17 protein-coding genes and 1 tRNA gene are annotated in these 16715 nt (G+C 61.5%); 6 read left to right on the top strand and 12 right to left on the bottom strand.

All coding sequences use genetic code 11. The annotated features are described in order from the left end of the window. Positions 1-6: 6 nt before the first annotated feature. Both E8F11_RS12980 and pcsA read right to left on the bottom strand, forming a co-directional pair. Positions 7-447: a carboxymuconolactone decarboxylase family protein gene (locus tag E8F11_RS12980; RefSeq protein ID WP_280289223.1), complete on the bottom strand. Its 441-nt coding sequence runs from the start codon at positions 445-447 to the stop codon at positions 7-9. A gap of 138 nt (positions 448-585) precedes the next feature. Further along, positions 586-1308, bottom strand: a complete 723-nt coding sequence (gene pcsA / locus E8F11_RS12975; RefSeq protein ID WP_280289222.1) for a phosphatidylcholine synthase — start codon at positions 1306-1308, stop codon at positions 586-588. A gap of 263 nt (positions 1309-1571) precedes the next feature. Here pcsA and E8F11_RS12970 point away from each other — a divergent pair, with 263 nt between their 5' ends. The 5 genes from E8F11_RS12970 to E8F11_RS12950 all read left to right on the top strand — a co-directional run bounded on the left by E8F11_RS12970 (position 1572) and on the right by E8F11_RS12950 (position 4636). After that, on the top strand, positions 1572-1784 hold the full coding sequence (locus E8F11_RS12970; protein ID WP_280289221.1) for a cysteine-rich CWC family protein: 213 nt from the start codon (positions 1572-1574) through the stop codon (positions 1782-1784). Then, positions 1784-2476: a pseudouridine synthase gene (locus E8F11_RS12965; RefSeq protein ID WP_280289220.1), complete on the top strand. Its 693-nt coding sequence runs from the start codon at positions 1784-1786 to the stop codon at positions 2474-2476. The genes E8F11_RS12970 and E8F11_RS12965 overlap by 1 nt, the downstream gene beginning before the upstream one ends. 396 nt (positions 2477-2872) lie before the next feature. Further along, the gene (locus E8F11_RS12960; RefSeq protein ID WP_280289219.1) at positions 2873-3757 is read left to right on the top strand and encodes an alpha/beta hydrolase; all 885 of its coding nucleotides are present in this window, start codon (positions 2873-2875) and stop codon (positions 3755-3757) included. A 97-nt stretch (positions 3758-3854) separates the two neighbouring features. Continuing rightward, positions 3855-3928, top strand: a tRNA-Gly gene (locus tag E8F11_RS12955). Positions 3929-4027: 99 nt separating this feature from the next. Beyond that, positions 4028-4636: a hypothetical protein gene (locus tag E8F11_RS12950; RefSeq protein WP_280289218.1), complete on the top strand. Its 609-nt coding sequence runs from the start codon at positions 4028-4030 to the stop codon at positions 4634-4636. A 54-nt stretch (positions 4637-4690) separates the two neighbouring features. Here E8F11_RS12950 and E8F11_RS12945 read toward each other — a convergent pair whose 3' ends face one another. From E8F11_RS12945 to E8F11_RS12920, 6 genes are all read right to left on the bottom strand, one after another. Next, entirely contained in the window at positions 4691-4993 is a 303-nt protein-coding gene (locus E8F11_RS12945; RefSeq protein ID WP_280289217.1) for a transposase, read from the bottom strand. Between the two features lie 205 nt (positions 4994-5198). After that, on the bottom strand, positions 5199-5693 hold the full coding sequence (locus E8F11_RS12940; protein WP_280289216.1) for an RNA polymerase sigma factor: 495 nt from the start codon (positions 5691-5693) through the stop codon (positions 5199-5201). 2 nt (positions 5694-5695) lie between these two features. After that, positions 5696-5905 (bottom strand): DUF2892 domain-containing protein, encoded by a 210-nt coding sequence (locus E8F11_RS12935; RefSeq protein ID WP_280289215.1) that lies wholly within the window; start codon positions 5903-5905, stop codon positions 5696-5698. Positions 5906-6079: 174 nt separating this feature from the next. Beyond that, positions 6080-6430: a hypothetical protein gene (locus E8F11_RS12930; protein ID WP_280289214.1), complete on the bottom strand. Its 351-nt coding sequence runs from the start codon at positions 6428-6430 to the stop codon at positions 6080-6082. Positions 6431-6559: 129 nt separating this feature from the next. After that, a complete protein-coding gene (locus E8F11_RS12925) occupies positions 6560-7483 on the bottom strand; it encodes a nucleotidyl transferase AbiEii/AbiGii toxin family protein (protein ID WP_280289213.1) in 924 nt (307 codons plus the stop codon). Then, a complete protein-coding gene (locus tag E8F11_RS12920; protein WP_280289243.1) occupies positions 7476-8234 on the bottom strand; it encodes a type IV toxin-antitoxin system AbiEi family antitoxin domain-containing protein in 759 nt (252 codons plus the stop codon). The genes E8F11_RS12925 and E8F11_RS12920 overlap by 8 nt, the downstream gene beginning before the upstream one ends. Positions 8235-8419: 185 nt before the next feature. Here E8F11_RS12920 and E8F11_RS12915 point away from each other — a divergent pair, with 185 nt between their 5' ends. Next, the gene (locus E8F11_RS12915; protein WP_280289212.1) at positions 8420-8728 is read left to right on the top strand and encodes a DUF3742 family protein; all 309 of its coding nucleotides are present in this window, start codon (positions 8420-8422) and stop codon (positions 8726-8728) included. 545 nt (positions 8729-9273) lie between these two features. Here E8F11_RS12915 and tssM read toward each other — a convergent pair. From tssM to E8F11_RS12895, 4 genes are read right to left on the bottom strand one after another with little or no spacing between them, the layout of a single operon-like run. Then, positions 9274-13011, bottom strand: a complete 3738-nt coding sequence (gene tssM / locus E8F11_RS12910) for a type VI secretion system membrane subunit TssM (protein ID WP_280289211.1) — start codon at positions 13009-13011, stop codon at positions 9274-9276. A 14-nt stretch (positions 13012-13025) separates the two neighbouring features. Next, positions 13026-14453, bottom strand: coding sequence for a type VI secretion system protein TssA (tssA, locus tag E8F11_RS12905; RefSeq protein ID WP_348529776.1), 1428 nt, complete (start codon positions 14451-14453; stop codon positions 13026-13028). Further along, positions 14450-15136, bottom strand: a complete 687-nt coding sequence (gene vasI, locus E8F11_RS12900) for a type VI secretion system-associated protein VasI (protein ID WP_280289209.1) — start codon at positions 15134-15136, stop codon at positions 14450-14452. Before vasI ends, tssA begins: the two co-directional genes overlap by 4 nt. After that, positions 15133-16710, bottom strand: a complete 1578-nt coding sequence (locus E8F11_RS12895) for a sigma-54 dependent transcriptional regulator (protein WP_280289208.1) — start codon at positions 16708-16710, stop codon at positions 15133-15135. The genes vasI and E8F11_RS12895 overlap by 4 nt, the downstream gene beginning before the upstream one ends. Positions 16711-16715 lie beyond the last annotated feature (5 nt).

Raw genomic sequence — 16715 nt, 5'->3', positions numbered from 1 at the left:
GTGGTCTCACTCGCTGGGGACTTTGCGGAAGCCGACGGCCAGCCGGTTCCAACTGTTGATGGTGTTGATGGCCAGGGTCAGGTCCACCCGCTCGCGCTCGCTGAACTCGGCGCTGAGCTGGGCGTAGTCTTCGTCCGGGGCATGGGTTTCGCAGAGTCGGGTCAGGGCTTCGGTCCAGGCCAGCGCCGCGCGCTCGCGGGGGGTGAAGAAATTGCTCTCGCGCCAGACGGCGAGCGCATAAAGGCGGCGCTCGGTTTCACCACGCTTGCGCGCATCCGAGCTGTGCAGGTCGACGCAGAAGGCGCAACCATTGATCTGCGACGCTCGCAACTTGACCAGTTCCAGTAGCGGCTTTTCCAGCGGCAGTTTGCTCACGGCCGCGTCGAGGGCGAGCATCGCCTTGAGCGCATCGGGGGACGCGGCGTAGAAATCCAGGCGCGGGGTCATCGAGACATCCTCGTGGGGGAAGGGATGTCCCAAGCTACTACCGGCGGGGTCTGCGGCCTACGGCCAATTGGCTCGAATGCCGGGTGGCCAATCAGCCGCGGGGAGCGGGAAATGGTTGTGGGAGACGAGAGACCGGCCTCAAGCCTTCAGCTTGTGGGTCCAGTCCAGCAGGCTGCGCCACAGGCAGATGCCGACGAAGTAGGCCGAGGCCAGCCACCAGATGCCCAGCACCAGGGATTTGTAGAAGGGGTGCTGGAGGATGAGGAACATGCTGCTGATCATCCAGACGAAGGTCACCACTATGTTCAGTGCCATCAGTTTGCGCACCCGGAAGGGGTGGAGGAATTTCAGCTTGGTCAGGGTCAGGGCGGCGAGGAAGCAGATCAGCAGCAGGCTGACCACGGGCAGCGGGTCGATGATCCAGATATACAGCGCCACCACGTTCCACGCCGCGGGGAAGCCGACGAAGTAGTTGTCGCTGCTCTTCATGTTCAGGTTGCAGAAGCAGAACAGCGACGACACCAGGATCAGGCTCACGGTGACCAGCGCCGTGTGCTCGGGCAGGTCGATATAGCGGTAGATGAAGATGGCGGGGATGAAGACATAGGTGAGGTAGTCGATCACCAGGTCCAGGGTGGAGCCGTCGAAGTTCGGCAGCATGGTGCTGGTCTGCACTCTTCTGGCGAAGGTGCCGTCGAGTCCGTCGACCAGGAGTGCCGCCCCCAGCCAGAGCAGGCAATCCCGGGGCTGGTTGTCGAACAGGGCGAGGATGGCCATCAGTGCCAGCACGACGCCGGTGGCGGTGACCCCGTGAGCGGACCAGGCCTTGGCTTTATTGACTACGTTGATGTTGGTGGACACGAGGCAGCTCTGCTCTGAATGTGGGTGACAGAATCGATAGACCGCGATTATGCGTCAGCTTCTTCAGGCCTTCAGACTTTTATGAATCCGGCCATGTCGTTTTCAGACATCTTCCTCTTGCATATTCGAGCCTAGGCGATCCGCGCCAGACGGCAATGGCCGCTGGTGCCCTCAACGTCGGAAAAACCGCGCCTATCGGCGCGGACTTGCGCGCCAGGACAGGGCATTGCACCCTTGCGCCCTTTCCTTCGCGAACCGCCGTCATGAGCGCCCCGTCCGATCCCACCCGCTGCCCGCTCTGTGGCCAGAGCAACCAGTGCACCCAGGCCGACCCGACGAGCGCCGGCCAGGACTGCTGGTGCTTTGCGGTGCCGATCGACCCGGCCGCCCTGGCGCGCACTCCGCCCCAGGAGATCGACCGTTCCTGTCTCTGCCCCCGCTGCGCCCAGGCGCTGCCGCCCAATGCACCAAGCTGATGCGCCTTGATCGATTTTTGAGCAATTTCCCGGAGTTCAGCCGCCTCGACGCACGCATGCTGCTGGCCGCCGGTCGGGTGCGGGTGGATGGCCGACGCATCACCGATGGTCGCTTCGAGGTCCGCGAGTTCAGCCGGGTGGAACTGGACGAACGCCTGCTCCAGGCCGGCAAGCCGGCCCGCTACTTCATGCTCTACAAGCCTTCCGGCCACGTCAGCGCCACCGAGCACCCGGAGCACCCCACGGTGCTCGACCTGCTGGACGAGCCGGACAAGCACGAGTTGCACCTGGGCGGGCGCCTGGATCTCACCACCACCGGCCTGCTGCTGATCACCAACGACGGGCTCTGGTCGCGCCGGCTGACCCAGCCCGAGCGCAAGCAGCCCAAGGTCTATCTGGTGGAAACCGAACAGCCCATCGGTGCCGAGTACGCCGAGACCTTTGCCCAAGGGCTCTATTTCGCCTACGAGGGCCTGACCACCCTCCCCGCCCAGCTGGACATCCTCGACACCCGCAAAGCCCGGCTGACCCTGCACGAAGGCCGCTATCACCAGGTCAAGCGCATGTTCGGGCACTTCCGTAACCGCGTCGTGGGCCTGCATCGCGAGAGTGTCGGGCCGCTGAAACTGGACCCGCAAATGAAGCCAGGTGACTACCGGTCGCTCACCGACGAAGAAGTGGCGCACTTTTAGCTAGATCTAATCGAGTCACATCGGGATCGAATAAACCGACGAACTGCAAGAATATTTCCTTTCAATGAGCTTGCAGCGGTAAAGAGGGCCTGCTTAAATCGGACACAAGGTCTGAGTGTGACCAAAGAGTCACGCCAACCTTCTAAGCGTTCCCTGCGGTTTCCTGTGCTTTGCACTCGTAGGTTCCCTGCCTGGTTTGAAGACTCCGTCCGGCGCTCCAAAAGCGCTGGAACCCGCCGTCTTTTCTCGACCTATCCGCTTGAAAAATAAAGAATTTTAAAAATTCTCGCCTGACATTGGATTGTCATCGAAAGGCGTTTTCCTACTGCCAAGACTTAGCGCGAGCCAAGCCGTTGAGAGGGCTCGCATGACCCATCTGCGCCAGGAGGAAACGACATGAGGCCGGAAACCGCCATCGTCGAGATTCACAGCCAGTACAAGGTTTACACGGAGTTCTACGGCAGCCCTGAAGCCAAGGGGACCATCATCCTGGTCAACGGCTCCTTGTCGACGACAGCCTCGTTCGCGCAGACAGTGAAATACCTGCAACCGCATCTCAACGTGGTGCTCTTCGACCAGCCCTATGCCGGCCATTCCAAGCCGCACAACGACAACACCCGCTTCATCGGCAAGGAGACCGAGGCCGACATCCTCCTCCACCTGATCGAGCATTTCCGGGCCGATTACCTGATGTCCTTCTCCTGGGGCAGCGTCTCCGCCCTGCTCGCCCTGGCCCAGTGCCCGGCGCGGATCAAGAAGGCCGTCATCACCTCCTTCTCGCCCATCCTCAACGAGCCGATGATGGATTACCTCAACCGCGGCCTGGACTACCTGTCGGCCATCGACCGCGACAACGTCGGCCACCTGGTGAACAACACCATCGGCAAGCACCTGCCGTCGCTGTACCAGCGCTTCAACCACAAGCACTGCAGCAGCCTGGACGATCACGAGTACCTGCAGATGCACCACCATGTCCGCCAGGTGCTGAACATGGATTCGCGCGGCTACGTGGATTGCCTGGCCAACGTCGACATCCCGCTGCTGTTCGTCAACGGCGAGTGCGACGAGTACACCTCTGCCGAAGATGCCCGCCACTTCGCCAAGCACGCGCGCGACTGCCAGTTCGCGGTCATCGACAACGCCGGCCACTTCGTGGATGTGGAAACCAAGGCCGCGTGGCTGCAGACCCAGCAGGCCCTGCTGAGCTTCCTCAAGACGCCGGTGGGCAAGGGCCAGGCCCGTCCGCAGCAGGCCGCCGACTACCAGGCTGTAGCGGTTTGAGCGCGCGGCCGCCCGGGCAGATGCAAGTATTTTCAGTAACTTGTAACTGCCCTGGGCTTCACCTTGCGGCTCGCTTCTGGTAAAAATGGCACCCTTCGCGGGCGTCGTATAATGGCATTACCTGAGCTTCCCAAGCTCATGACGAGGGTTCGATTCCCTTCGCCCGCTCCATACTCCTCACGGAACCGCTCTAGCACGGGCCTTCCGCGACGGCTTTGAGGTTAATGGGTAGCTGTCAGTCCAAGAAATTCCATTTCTGAGGACTTACCCATGTCCAAACCACGTATTCCGCACCTTGTCTTCACCTCTGGCGTCGGCTTCCAGTACTACTTCGCCCTGCCCAAATCGATGCGCCATATCCCCGGCCTGCCCAAGGCGGTGCGCTGGTCGCTCGGCGCGCACTACGAGACCGCCAAGCAACTCGCCGAGAAACTCAATGCCGGTTTTGAAAAGCTGGTGGCGAAGGCGCCTGGCATGAGCGCGCAGCAGGTGCTGCAGCAACTGGAACAGCTGCGCACCCTGAACTACCGAGCGCTGCACTCGCTGGACTTGCCCCTCGGTTCGCTGCCCACCCCGCAGCAGCTGGCTCTCCAGCCGCTCACGGCCGGGTATCACCGCCTGGAGATTCTGGAAAGCCTGCGGCCGGTGATCTTCAAAGACGGCGAGCTCTACTTCGCCGCCCTCGACGCCCCGCTCGGCAAACCCGGCGCCAGCCAGGTGCTCCTCGACTTCAAGAGTTGGGTGGTACCGCTCGGCACTCAGGACCCGGAGCGGGCCCGCTGGCGCACCGCCTTCCTGCTGGAAGCGCTGCACCAGCTCAGCGAGTGGCCGGGCGATGGTTATGTGCATGCGAGCGCGCCAGCGCATGCCTACGGCTGATCCCAAACACGCGACAACAGTCGTTAACGCAATAGTGCTCAGCCAGCTCATTGATCAACGTGAATGATCTTTGGCGCCCAATAGCAGGAGAGCACTGGCCTTTTTTAGAATTTCGATATCCCGGTCTTTTTGCCTAAGCAGGGCTTTGAGTTCCTGAATTTCTCTCTGGTCAGCGGTGATCGCCTTGGTTCCAGCGGGTGTCGATCCCAAACGCTCTTGGCGAACCTGATCGACCCACCGGCGCAGTGCTGTAGGGCCAACGTCCAAGCTGGCACAGACGTCGGGAACAGACTGTCCCTCGTCCAACACCATGCTCACAGCGGTGAGCTTGAATTCATTCGAATAGAACTTACGCATCACAAAACACCTCGGATTTGGGCGCCATCATAGCGCCCGAGTAAGGTGTCCAAGATCATTAGGCGAGTTCACCAAACCTTTCAACAGGTGCATAGCGACGGACCGGCTGCAAAACATAGCGCCTCTTTACGATGGATAGACTGGGTAGATACTGCGGAACTGGCTTCAGGGATTGCCTGACCAGTAGCCGCCTGCCATCAGGTGGTCACGCATCAGGCCGCGCGCGATGCAAGCGGCTCTTGGCCGCCGCCACCGAGATGTTGAGATATGCGGCAGTCTCGGGTGCGGACAGCTCTTCGATATCGCGCAAAATCAGGATTTCCCTGTAATGCGGCGGCAACGCCGCAATCGCAGCCACCAGGTCATGACGCAGCTGATGCGGCACCGGGGCCTGATGTAGCGATTCCTCAATCGATTGCGACAGCGGTACCGTCTTTCTCAAGAGCGAAAACAGCCGATAGCACTCGCGCTCGACGATGCGAAACATCCAAGCAGCCAGTGCCGACAGCTTCTGCAGCATGTGGAGCTTGCGGTGCAGCTTCCACAGCGCCACCTGAACCGCCTCCTCTGCATCTTCTGCGTTGGCGCAAGTGCGACGGGCGAAACGCTTGAGGTCCGGTTGCAGGATGACGAGCAACTGGTCGAGTGCGCGGGCATCGCCCCGATAGGCGGCCTCTACCAATTGGGTGTCGATTCCCATGATCAATCAGGCCGTTTCAGCTTGCGGCCAAACATTGCACACATCGGGCAGAAGCCGATGAAGCCGGTGCAGGCGAACACAACGCCGGCGGCTACCGTCCCCCATTTGATCGTCGGGTCGACCAGCAGGAGCAACGCCCCGACTGCGACAGCCAAGCCGATGCACAGACGCAGTGCGCGCTCCCACGTTGGAAGATTCTTCTGAAAGAACATTTAACCTCTCCTGTTGTTGAAGGACTGAACTCCTACTAGGTAAGAGCCAGCCAACATCGCAAAGGATTCGGCTGTTTCAAAAAACGGGCCAGTGGGGGCCATTGGGACTGCCTGCTGTCGCGGGTTGGGGAGGTTGAAGCTTGGCAGAGACCCCCTGTTGCCGCGCTGGAGGACTTACACGAAGTGCCAGACCAGCGCGCTGATCGCGGCCAAGATGCCCAGCAGGATAAGTACCAGGAACAGATAGAGAAGCACTTGGCCAAGACGACCAATCACGTAACCGCCGGTGCAGGCAAATACCAGAACGCCCGTGAACCGTGCCCAGCGCGGCCAGCTATCGAGAAAGCCGAAGCTATAGGACAGCACCAGGCCCAGAATGAGGAACGCGACGAATCCGTAGGAAGCATGGAACAGCGAGAAGTCGAACAGTCGGGGTTGTGATTCCCGGTCAGCCAGCATCTCGGCCTCACTGTCGTAGTGGACGACGGTGCCGTCGAAACGTCGCTTCGAGAATCGTTTTGCCATGCTTCGCCTCCCACAGGGGCCATCCACAGCCCCGTTCATTGAGATGTTGAGGCTACCGAATTCCAGGAAGCAGCGAGACCAGAAAAGTCTGAAAATGCGTCAGGAAGCATCGCAGTCATGAAGGCGTTGTTACTTGGATGGAAACAGGCGACTGCGAAGTACCTCGGCCTGCGCAGCAATGTCCTGCGGCCGACGCTTGCGGAAGGTCTCCAGGTTGCTGAGCTTCCAACGCAGGGCAGGTAGCTCCGCGGCGTGACCGCACTGAAGGAGCGACCAATCGGGTTCAGCAATCGCCAAGCCGTAGAGAAAATCCCGATGGGCCTGTGTCAGCCGCTCCGGCATTTCCTCGCGAAGACGCCGGCGCGCGACCAGCAGCTGCTCCAGCGGCACCTCGATTTCGGTCATGCCGACAAACGCGCGCTCGTATTCGTCCTCAACATCTTTGTCGTTGCCGAACAACACCTCATGGATGGGGCGATTGTGACCTGCCAGGTAGACGACGAAGCACTCGACCATGCCATCGGTGATGGCACCCAATTCATAGAGCTGCCACACATCAAACAGGTCGCGTGGATGCTGACGATCCAGCGCCGCCACCAGCTTGCCAGCGTAGAGTTCGTCGCGGTCCAACAGCGGTAGCTCGAACTCTACGCCGAACATGTCGGCTGCACGTGCGCACAGAGGTAACGGTGCGACAGGAAGGACAGTGCCACGGAAGACCACATTGACTTCGACCTTTACCTGGCTGGTCGCATTCTCGACCACCAGCTTGGTCTCCCCCAGATCTCGAGCGCTCACTAGCCGGGTCTGCAAGTCCAGGCGCTGCACCCGTTGTGCAATGGCCGCCAGCTCGGCATTGATGGCGGCCAGCGCCTCCTCGCGTGGCACCTGGCGGGGCACATACACCACATCGATGTCCACCGACAGGCGCGGCATCTCCTGCGCGAACAGGTTGATGGCAGTACCGCCCTTCATGGCGAAGAAGTCGTTGGCGAACACGTCGGGGGCCACGGTCAGCAGCAGGCGAACCGTATCGGCGTAGGTCTTATCCATGGGGGTTGAGTCTCAGGAGGGTGCCGTCTGCCATCCGGCTTATCCAGCGTTTGTCGCTGCCGGTGTGCACGTTGTGATTTTTCAGAAGTTCTTCCACGTTCACTACACCCGTCTCGCGTGCCCAGGTGAGGAACAGGCGCACGGTTTTCACGCTGGTACAGCACGATAGCAATTGCCCCAGCAGCTCCCGGCGTGGCGAGCGCAGGCCGTCGAACAGGTTGCGGGCCTCGTCCAGGCTTTCCTTGGTGCCCGCCTCGTACAACAGCTCCAACACTGCACGCTCCTGGGTCGCCACATGCAAGCCATCGGGCAGCCCCGGCGGCGTGAGTAGGGTCTTGCCGGGCAACTCGGTGTTCTGCCAGTCGAATAGCTGGGCGTGGACGTACCGCGCGGGGAAGCGATTGACGAACCAGTCCGGGAGCGTGAAGCTGGCATCCCCCCACAGCACCAGCCTCTCCCGGTTGTTCAGGTAGTGGCGCACGCCCTGCAGGGCCAGGGCGCTCTTGCCGCCGACATGCAGGCTGGGTACACGCTTCTGCAGGAAGAGCAGCGTGCGGTGAAGATCCAGCGTATCGTTCGGGAAGGAATAGACGCCTTGCGCCAGGCGTTCGAGCCAGCCGCTCTTGGCGTGGCGCGCAGCCAGCTGAGGCGACACTCCGACCTGCTCCAGCGTAGCCAGGTCGAACGGAACCCCGCGGGGAATGTCCGCCAGCAGCTGCTTGAGTATTTGGTATCTGGAATTTCCACTCATGGTTGAAAAAATTATACAAAATCCAATCAGGATGGGGAAACGGACAGGATAAGTCTCCAAATTTCAACCCAGAGTGTAATTTATTGCCATTGATTCAAACAAGGCCAACTGGAGATACGGCAAAGGGACAGCCGGGAAAGCCACCTTGGGGTCAACCCAGGGGGTTACAGGAGATCGAACCCATCATGACGACGACCACTCGAATCAGTACCGCAGAGCGCCTTGGCCGTTGGCTCGGCCGCGGCTGGTGGAGCTATGTGCGCCGTGAGGGCCGAGTCATTGGGTGGCTGGCGGTGCGGGGTGTGCCTGTGACCATGGCCAAGGCTTTCGTCTGGGCATTCAGGCTCGCCTTGATGGCGGGGCTCCTGTATGTCTCCTTCTGGATTGCCTTGCTCTGCATCGCTCTGGCTGTCGTCGCGGCGCAAGGCGGGGCACATCATGACGGGGATCTCTTGGAGTGGACGGTCCACGAATACGAGGTTCCACGTACGTGAGCCTTTCCGGCTTCACCGAGCCCTGACGAAGCGTATCAAGGAAGGCTCTCAGCTCTTCCGCTTTGCCCTCCGTTGACGCTGCATCGGTGGGATCAGATGCAGATGGTTCCCGGGGCGGGGATGCAACGCGGTTCTGCTGGCTGTCAAACTGAACCGGCATATTTACTACCAGTTCGTCTCCCACCATTCCGGGCGCGAACGGTGGGAATCGGCGTGCCCGCCACACTGCGTCCAGCGCAGCGTTATCCAAATCCACGCTGCCGGATGATTGGGTGACCTTGAGCGAACGGATAAGCCCATCTCGTCCAATCGTCACCCGCAGAACGGTACTGCCCACTTCACCTTGGCGCATTTCCGGTCCAGGATAAAGCATGCCCACTTGGATCCGCTGGGCGACCAAAGCCGACCACTCCGCTTGCGTAGCGGGCTGATCAGGCCTGGGCACAGCCCAGGAGCAGCATCAGCGTGCTTGCACCAATCCACCGCGTCCATGCGCGATTACGCCCCTTTTTATTGCTCATTAGTTCCTCTCTACTGGCGGCATCTTATCCAGCTTTGTGCGTGCGCCCTTCTGCCCGAGTATCTGTACTGGATTCAGCGTGCACCCTCAGACCGTCCTGCAATAGCGTCTGTGGCAGTACGAAGCCCTTGAACAGAGGTTGCGTGAACGGATTGTTGGTCTTCTCGGTGCTGATGCGGTACCGCATACCGCCATCTGGCGCAGAGAAGCTGATGTCCACGCTGGTGCTGGTAGCGCCATTCAGGCGAGCCTGGCTCAACAAACGATAAAGCGACCAAGGCCCGCGGTAGACCAGCCCGCTGCTGCTGCCGCCCGCGTTGACGAGCGTCATGCGGCTTTCGTTGCTTGGTGCAAGGGTGTTGGGCCAGATGAGCGCCGTATTGGTGGTGGGTCCATGGTTGTAGGTGACTAGTTGCCCCTCCACGCTGAGCGAACTACTGCGCTTTGTGGGCGACAGTCCTAGCGGCTCAACATAGAACTGAACACCCAGCATGCCGCGGCTGTTGAAGAATGCGTCGCGGATGCGGTCAGCCGACTCCAACTGGGTGAGCACGTCGGAACGCACCAAGTAGCCGCCCAGGCGTTCGGAGTACAGGGCTTCCAGGTTCTCCTCCAGGAACAGATTCAGGTACTTCTCACGGAACTGCTGGAGGCGGCCTTGCGGGCCGAAGAACACCGTGAAGTCTTCAAGCGAAGCCTCTTCCCGGCTGGCTGGATTGAACGGATAGCGGTTGGCCAGGCGTTCTCGGTAGAAGCGGTGGACGTCGGCATCCCAACGCCGCTCCAGCTCGCGCAATGCTTCGACCAGGATGACCCTGGAAGACTCATCGGCCAGCTTGGTGACTTGGTGGTTGACGGGTTCCGGCAGTCCGGCGGCGATGCGCTGCAGGTTGGCGATGGGGTCGGGCCCTTTCAGGGAGAAGCGTTCCAACACTACACCGAGGGCCGCTTTGCCGCGGTCGGGGCTGTCGTGCACGATGCGTACCTTGTCCTGCACGCTGCCGATGGCCAGCATGGTCTCGTCCAGATAGGACGCCCGTTCACCCTTGGCTTCCAGAAGCTGGCTCAGGGGAGCGAACGCGCGCGCGATATCCATGATCGGAGGTGTAGTCTCCGTGCTGTCGACGGTCTTGGTCGTTTTCTCAGCCAGGACGGCAGCCTTGTCGGCCACGGTGTCGGCGCTGGCCTTGGCAGGCGTAGGTTTGGTGCCAAGTTCGCTGTTGTCACGCACGGTCTCCAACAGGCGCCTTAGCGGCGCGGCCGGACTGGTGACGCTGCCTAGGATACTGACCGCCTGAGAGATGTCCTGGAAGTCGCGTACCTCCAACTGGCTCAGGTTGCGCTGCCAAGTGTCCACATAGTCGCGGCTGTAGATGGCACGGATGCGCTCAGCCAGGGCGGTCTTGTCGGCCTCCGAATAGTCGATCGAGTTTCGCTCGCCCAGCGCCCATTGGTCGATCATCGCCAGCTCAGTGAGATCCTGGCTGTGGGGTGCGAAGTAACTCCGATAGCCCCTGGCGGTCAGCAGGGCATCGATGCGGCCATTGGCCGGGAGATGACCGCCCTCCTCCTCTGGCGCCGCTGCAGGCTGGTAGACGATATCGAATGCAGGACCAATTTCATTGCGCAGATCCAGCGGCGAGCGCAGCGAAGTTCCAGCTTCACGGCGCATGGTCATGTAGACGCGTTGAGGCAGAGGGATCTGCCGTAGCTCGCGCTGGACGATAGATACCCGGGCCAGGTACTGGGGCAGGCGTGTATCGGCATACTTCATGGCGTAGTCGAGGTGGCGCCTCAAGGCGCGCTGAACACGGTCCTCGCCTGGGAACGCGGCTTGCCATTGCGTGGCCATCCAGTTCTCCACCACCGGTGGGCGGCGGTTGGGTCGATCTTCGATCATGCGGTAGACACGCAGGGCGGCCAACTGGGCGTCGCTGTCCGTTTCGGTGCCGTCGAGCTTTTCCATCACACCGCTGGCCAGGGCAGGCAGGAAGCGCTGCGATAGCAACGCCAGGTAGGCCTCATCGACCTTGGGACCAATCGCACGTCCTTGGTAGAGCCCCAGGTCGGCCACCAGAGGCCAGGCGTTGCGGTAGTCGCCGTAGACGGCAACCGCGTTGCTGATCTGGTCCAGTGGCTGCAGCAGGTTGCGTCCGGTCGGGTCCAGCTTGCCGTCGATGGCGCGGGTACTGAAGTCGCGGCTGCGCTCCAGAACATTCAAGGCTTTGTCGCGGTTCACCGCGTAGTAGTGGTACCACCCGCCGACAATCAGAAGGGTTCCAACAGAGGCGATGCCAAAACGTAGGGCGAGCGCATTCTTTTTCTGCGCCAGGACCCTGGGATTGTCCCCGGCCAAGCCGGATTCAGGGTAGATGATGCGTTGAAACAGCTGCTGGGTGAAATACACCATCGCCCGCCCACTGGGCTGCATGTGGTTGACGGGCTCGCGCAGGTCGTAAGTCTGCGCGGCCGAGGCGACAAAGGCATTGTTGAGCACGCCCTGCTGATACACCGAGGAAAAGAACACGCCGCGCGGCAGAGCAGGCGTCGCGAAGCGGTCGCTGCCCATCACGTCTGCCAGGAAGCCCAGGAGCACCGGCCGCAGGCCAGACAGCTGACGTACCAAGGAGTAGAGGGCTTCTCGCTGCGACGTTTCGTTGACGTCCGCCATGGCGTCGAAGACTTGCTCATTCAGACGGTCAAGAAAGGCGTCGTAACGCACACCCAGCTCTTCGAGCCAGGCCTCATAGTCGCGTACGGAATCCAACGTGAACGTAAAGCCGAAGATGTCTTCCCGCGCTGACTTTGGAAGACGGGCGAAAAGGGTCTCGAAGCCTTCCAGCAGGTCAAACTTGCTGAGTACGACGTACAACGGAGGGCGCGTGCCGAGTTCGCGGCTAAGCTCGGTCAGGCGGGCACGCAGCAGTGCGGCTAGCGCCTTGCGATCACTGGGCTTCTGGTTCAGCAAGGTCACCAGGCTGACCATCAGCACCACGCCATTGAGAGGCCGGCGGCTGCGATTGCGCCCCAGCCAAGCGACGAAGCTGTCCCACAGGCGTGAATGGAGATCTTCCGGCAGTCCTGCCGGTAGCCTGCGCGGCGATACGCCTGTGTCGACTGCGGCTGCGTCCTGGATAGCCGCGTCCTTGGCGTCGGCGACAATCCTGGGTTGGCTGATGATTTCGCCAGGGGGATCGATCAGCACCGCCTGGTCACCCATCCACCAGTCGATGGAGTAGATCTTGTTCGGGTCCTCTTGCAGGCGCCGGCTACCGGCCTTCACCTCACCGGTCAACGAGAAGCTCTGATTGGAGCGGTTGACGAAGCTGGTCTTCCCCGAGTTCTCCTGACCCAGCACGAGGTACCAAGGCATCTGGTACAGGGTGTTGCGACCTTTGAGGTTGGACTGGAGCAATGCCAGGCTTCGGTCCAGATCGCGCTCCTGGGCTTCAACATAGCGCAGGCAGGCGTCGACCTGAATCGCTTCGTCGTGCGTGCGTTCGGCTTCCAGGCGTTGTGCCCGTGAGCGCAGGCGCAACGCCCACACCAGCAACGGGATGACTAGGAGCACCACCGTAGCCAGAACGCGGGTGGCCAGGCTTTCCAGGGGTCGGTACTCGCCCCAGGTCCATTTGGGGCCAAGCCACCATATTGCACCCAAGGCGAGGCCCAGGAGCACCAGCAGCATGAGTGGTACACCAGGCTTGAACCAGCGCAGCACTGGCCGGCCATAGCGTTGGAGGTTGGACCAGATTTTCCACATGGTGATGCTCCTGATTAATCCCTGGATGCCACGACGGCCGGCGCGTGCCGCGCGAGAAGATTGAATAGTTCTGGCTCCCACTCGCTCGCACTCGCGCTATGCATGGCGTCATGCGCCCGCGCGTAGAGGCCATCAGCGAGCCAGCTCAGCCCACGGGCGGCGAGCAAATCGGCGGCGATGGCCATGAGGTGGCAGCGATGCCTCATGTCGGCCCCTTCCTGCTGGAGGGTTTCCAGCCGGCGAAGCATCGGTTCCACGCCAACGGACTCGAGTAGCGCGAGAAGTTCACCGCGAAGCGCCGGGTACTCGAGGCCGGAACCTGATGCGGTCGCGTCCTGCTGCGCACCGCTCAACCAGGCATGAGTATCTCCATCGACAAAGGGACGCCCATCGGCGAATTCCAGCTTGGCCAACGCAGGCAGGCGCGTGACAAAGCGCTCGGCAGCCTGTCGTATGGCTTCGGCTACCAGCGGCATCTCCAGCCTGCGGGCGATGCCTGCCGCCAAGAAACTGCCCCGCAGCCAGTAAGGTGACGAGGTGACGCTGCGTTCCACGCGCTGCAAAAGGGGCGGGTCGACAGCGTTTGCGCTGAGCGCTTCGCCGTAGTGATCCGCAATGTCCGCCGGCACGGCCATGAGATCGGTTCGGCAGTCCCGCTGCGGCGACGGTGCCTGGGTCAGGTGGGCCCACAGGGCGAAGCGCCGCAGCAGATAACCTGTAGGGTCATAGGCGTCCTGCTGATTGATGATTTCCGCGGCCGACAGCAATGAACGCCGGCTCTCTCGCTCATTGCCCGGGTTGGCCATGACCGGGGCAAAGAAGGCATCCGTCAGCGCGTCGCTTTTCACGGGCACCACAGAGGCCTCTTCAGCAAGCTCCGGCGCGCGATTTGACTCGGCTTGACGCCGCAGTTGAGCCTCCAGCCTGCTCAATGCGGGGACGTCGAGCTTTGTCTGCTCGGCGGATGCCTGGAGACTGTCGAGCGCCTGTTGCCCAACCTTGTAGAACTCCTCGGCATAGCCTTGGCCGTCGAGCGAAGCGAGGGCGTCGTTCAAGCGCTCAATCTGTTGGGCAATCACGCGCCGCTTGGTGATGTAGCCAGTATTACCAGGCTTGGGGTGTCCCGTTTCCCAGTAGCGTTCCACCATGCCGGCAAGCACGCCGGCCGCTTCGGACCAACCGCGCCAACTACGCGAGCGCAACCTCGCCGTCATCAGGTGCCCGGCAATACGCAGGTGTTTGCACTGGTTGCTCAGGAATCGTCGCGCGCCCTCGTCGATGAACGTCCAATCGATGGTCTGCTCTTGCAGGCTGCCGAGTTTGATCATCTCGTGGTCGATGCCTTGGAACAGTTCGTCTTCCTCATCGAATACGCCCGCAGGCTGACGTTCATCCAGCGGGGCCAACAACGCCTTGAGGTCGAGTGGGGGAAATTGAGTCACCAGTGACACGCCTCTCGTTGCACGGCCATGTGCCCGGAAAGCGCACTGGCATCGAACCTCAGGCCATCGAATGGGCTGTGGTCGCTTTCAAGCTGCAGTTGTTGGCCGGGACGGGTCAGATGGCGGAGCTGCTCGATGGCCACCAAGCCACGGCCGGCGTCCGTGACCGTGCCGTCTTCCAGCACCTGCCAGGGCCTGGCGTCGGAAATCGGGCGACCATCGAGGAGCAGGCGGATGTTGGCGCGATTCACCGGCAACGGTTCGACGGTCAGCAACTGCAGCCGGGAGATGTTCGACAGGCAACTGATCGCCAGATAGGGACGGGGCGCCGCACCGCCCAGGGCTGGGGCAGAAATGACGACCTTGTACTGTCCTGGCAGCACATCCTCGCTTCGCATCAGCATCGATGCGGTTAGGTCTGGGGGCCGGATCGCTTCGTTGGCATGCACGAGTACGGTGATGTCGGGGCCCGTCATGGTGGGTTCGACTGCTACGGAGGGAGGCGCTGATGGCTGCGCAGCCGTGGGTGTGGGCGGTGTACCGGCCGCGGCGTCGAAGCACGCAAGCCGCTCAAGCGCGGAGACAATTCTGGTGCAGTCGGGGCCGGCGGCCACAGCCGTGCCTCCGGTATCGCAGCCGATCATGGCCACGGCCGACAGCAGCGTCAGGCTGAATAGTTTCATGCTTTGGAATCCTCTCCATCCAAGTTCCACTCCAGGCATTTGCGCGCCAACGTGCGCTTGGGTATGCCCAGGCTCAATGCAGCATTGCGGCGCGACCCATCGACCTTGCGCAGGCGGTCGGTCACGATCAGTCGTTCGATTGTCGACAAGGCCTCTGGCAGGTTGTCCGTCTGCACCAGATCGTGCAGCACCGCTGTCACGCTTCGTCTCGCCGAACGCAGGTTGGCCGCATGGTTGTCGACCAACTCGTCCAGCAACGTGCTGCGGATATGCTTGCCGGCAGCGGTGCGCTCTGCCGCGGCAAGCACCAGACTGCGCAGTTCGCGCACATTGCCGGGAAAGGCATAGGCTTGTAGCCGCGCCAAAGCGGTTGCGGATATGCCTGCCACGCTGCTTCGACTCTCCCGGTTGTGCTGGAGCAGCACGTGAGCAACGAGTGCAGGGATGTCCTCTGGTCGTTCGCGCAGGGGCGGGATGTGCAGGGTCAGCTGGCGTATTCGGAAATACAGGTCCTCCCTGAAAGATCCCTCTAGGATCAGCTCAGACAGCGGGCGATGAGTAGCGCAGATCAAACGGAAATCCGAAGCTTGCTCACGGGTGGCGCCCACAGGACGGAACTTCTTCTCGTTGAGCAAACGCAGCAGGGTTCCTTGCAACCCCAGTGGCATGTCACCGATCTCGTCGAGAAACAGCGTGCCGCCATCAGCCTCGGCCACCAGGCCTTTGCGTGCCTGCACGGCTCCGGTGTATGCACCGCGCGACGCACCAAACAGCTCCGCTTCGATCAGGTCCTTGGGAATGGCTGCGCAGTTCACTGGCACGAAGTTGCCTTGACGCGCCGACGCCTGGTGAACTAGCCATGCCGCATGGTCTTTTCCCGAACCGGTCTCTCCTGTAATCAGGAGCGAAAGGGAGGAGTCGGCCAGGCGCAGCATTTCCGTGCGTAGCTTTTTGGCTGAGGCACCGACCCCGATGAATCCCCCGGCTAGAAGTCTCGACGCCCGAGCGTTACCCCGTTCCACTTCACGACGCTGGTCGGCGACTCGCTCCCGGTGCCCTTGCGAAGTCTCGCCGTGCAGCTCGCGCAGACGTTCGATGACTAATTCTTGACACCGGAAAAGTTCCTGCCAGACACCGTCCTGGTGCCATAAGCGAAGCGCGGCGTCACTGCCAACGACGACCACGACGCCCAGCGCACCTTGGCGCCCCCTTCCGGAGATAGGCAGTACCAGCATGGCGTCACGGACAGCGTGCCGCTCCCTTAGCGCATCGAACCCTGCTCCGAAACCTACGAGGTGGCCCAGTTGTTCGACATGGCAGGCCTTGTTGCTCATCAGGCCGTAGACCAGAGGATTGTCCATCTCCTCCAGCGAAATGTCGGGTAGAACACCTTCTGGCCCACCATGGTCAGCAACAGGAAGCAAGCGATCGCCGACAGGTTCTCGCCAGTAGCAATAGCCCTGGCTAATCCCCGGCGACCTACACAGCTCGATGAGAAATCGCTTTGCCGCCGCCTCAAGACTGCGGGCCAGGAGCAGGTCACGCAGTAAGGTGGCAACATCCATGGCCTCCATGTCGT

Origin of the sequence: Pseudomonas sp. BN417 (assembly GCF_029871205.1) — a bacterium.
GTDB lineage: Bacteria > Pseudomonadota > Gammaproteobacteria > Pseudomonadales > Pseudomonadaceae > Metapseudomonas.
This window is presented reverse-complemented; position numbering and strand designations above follow the sequence as displayed.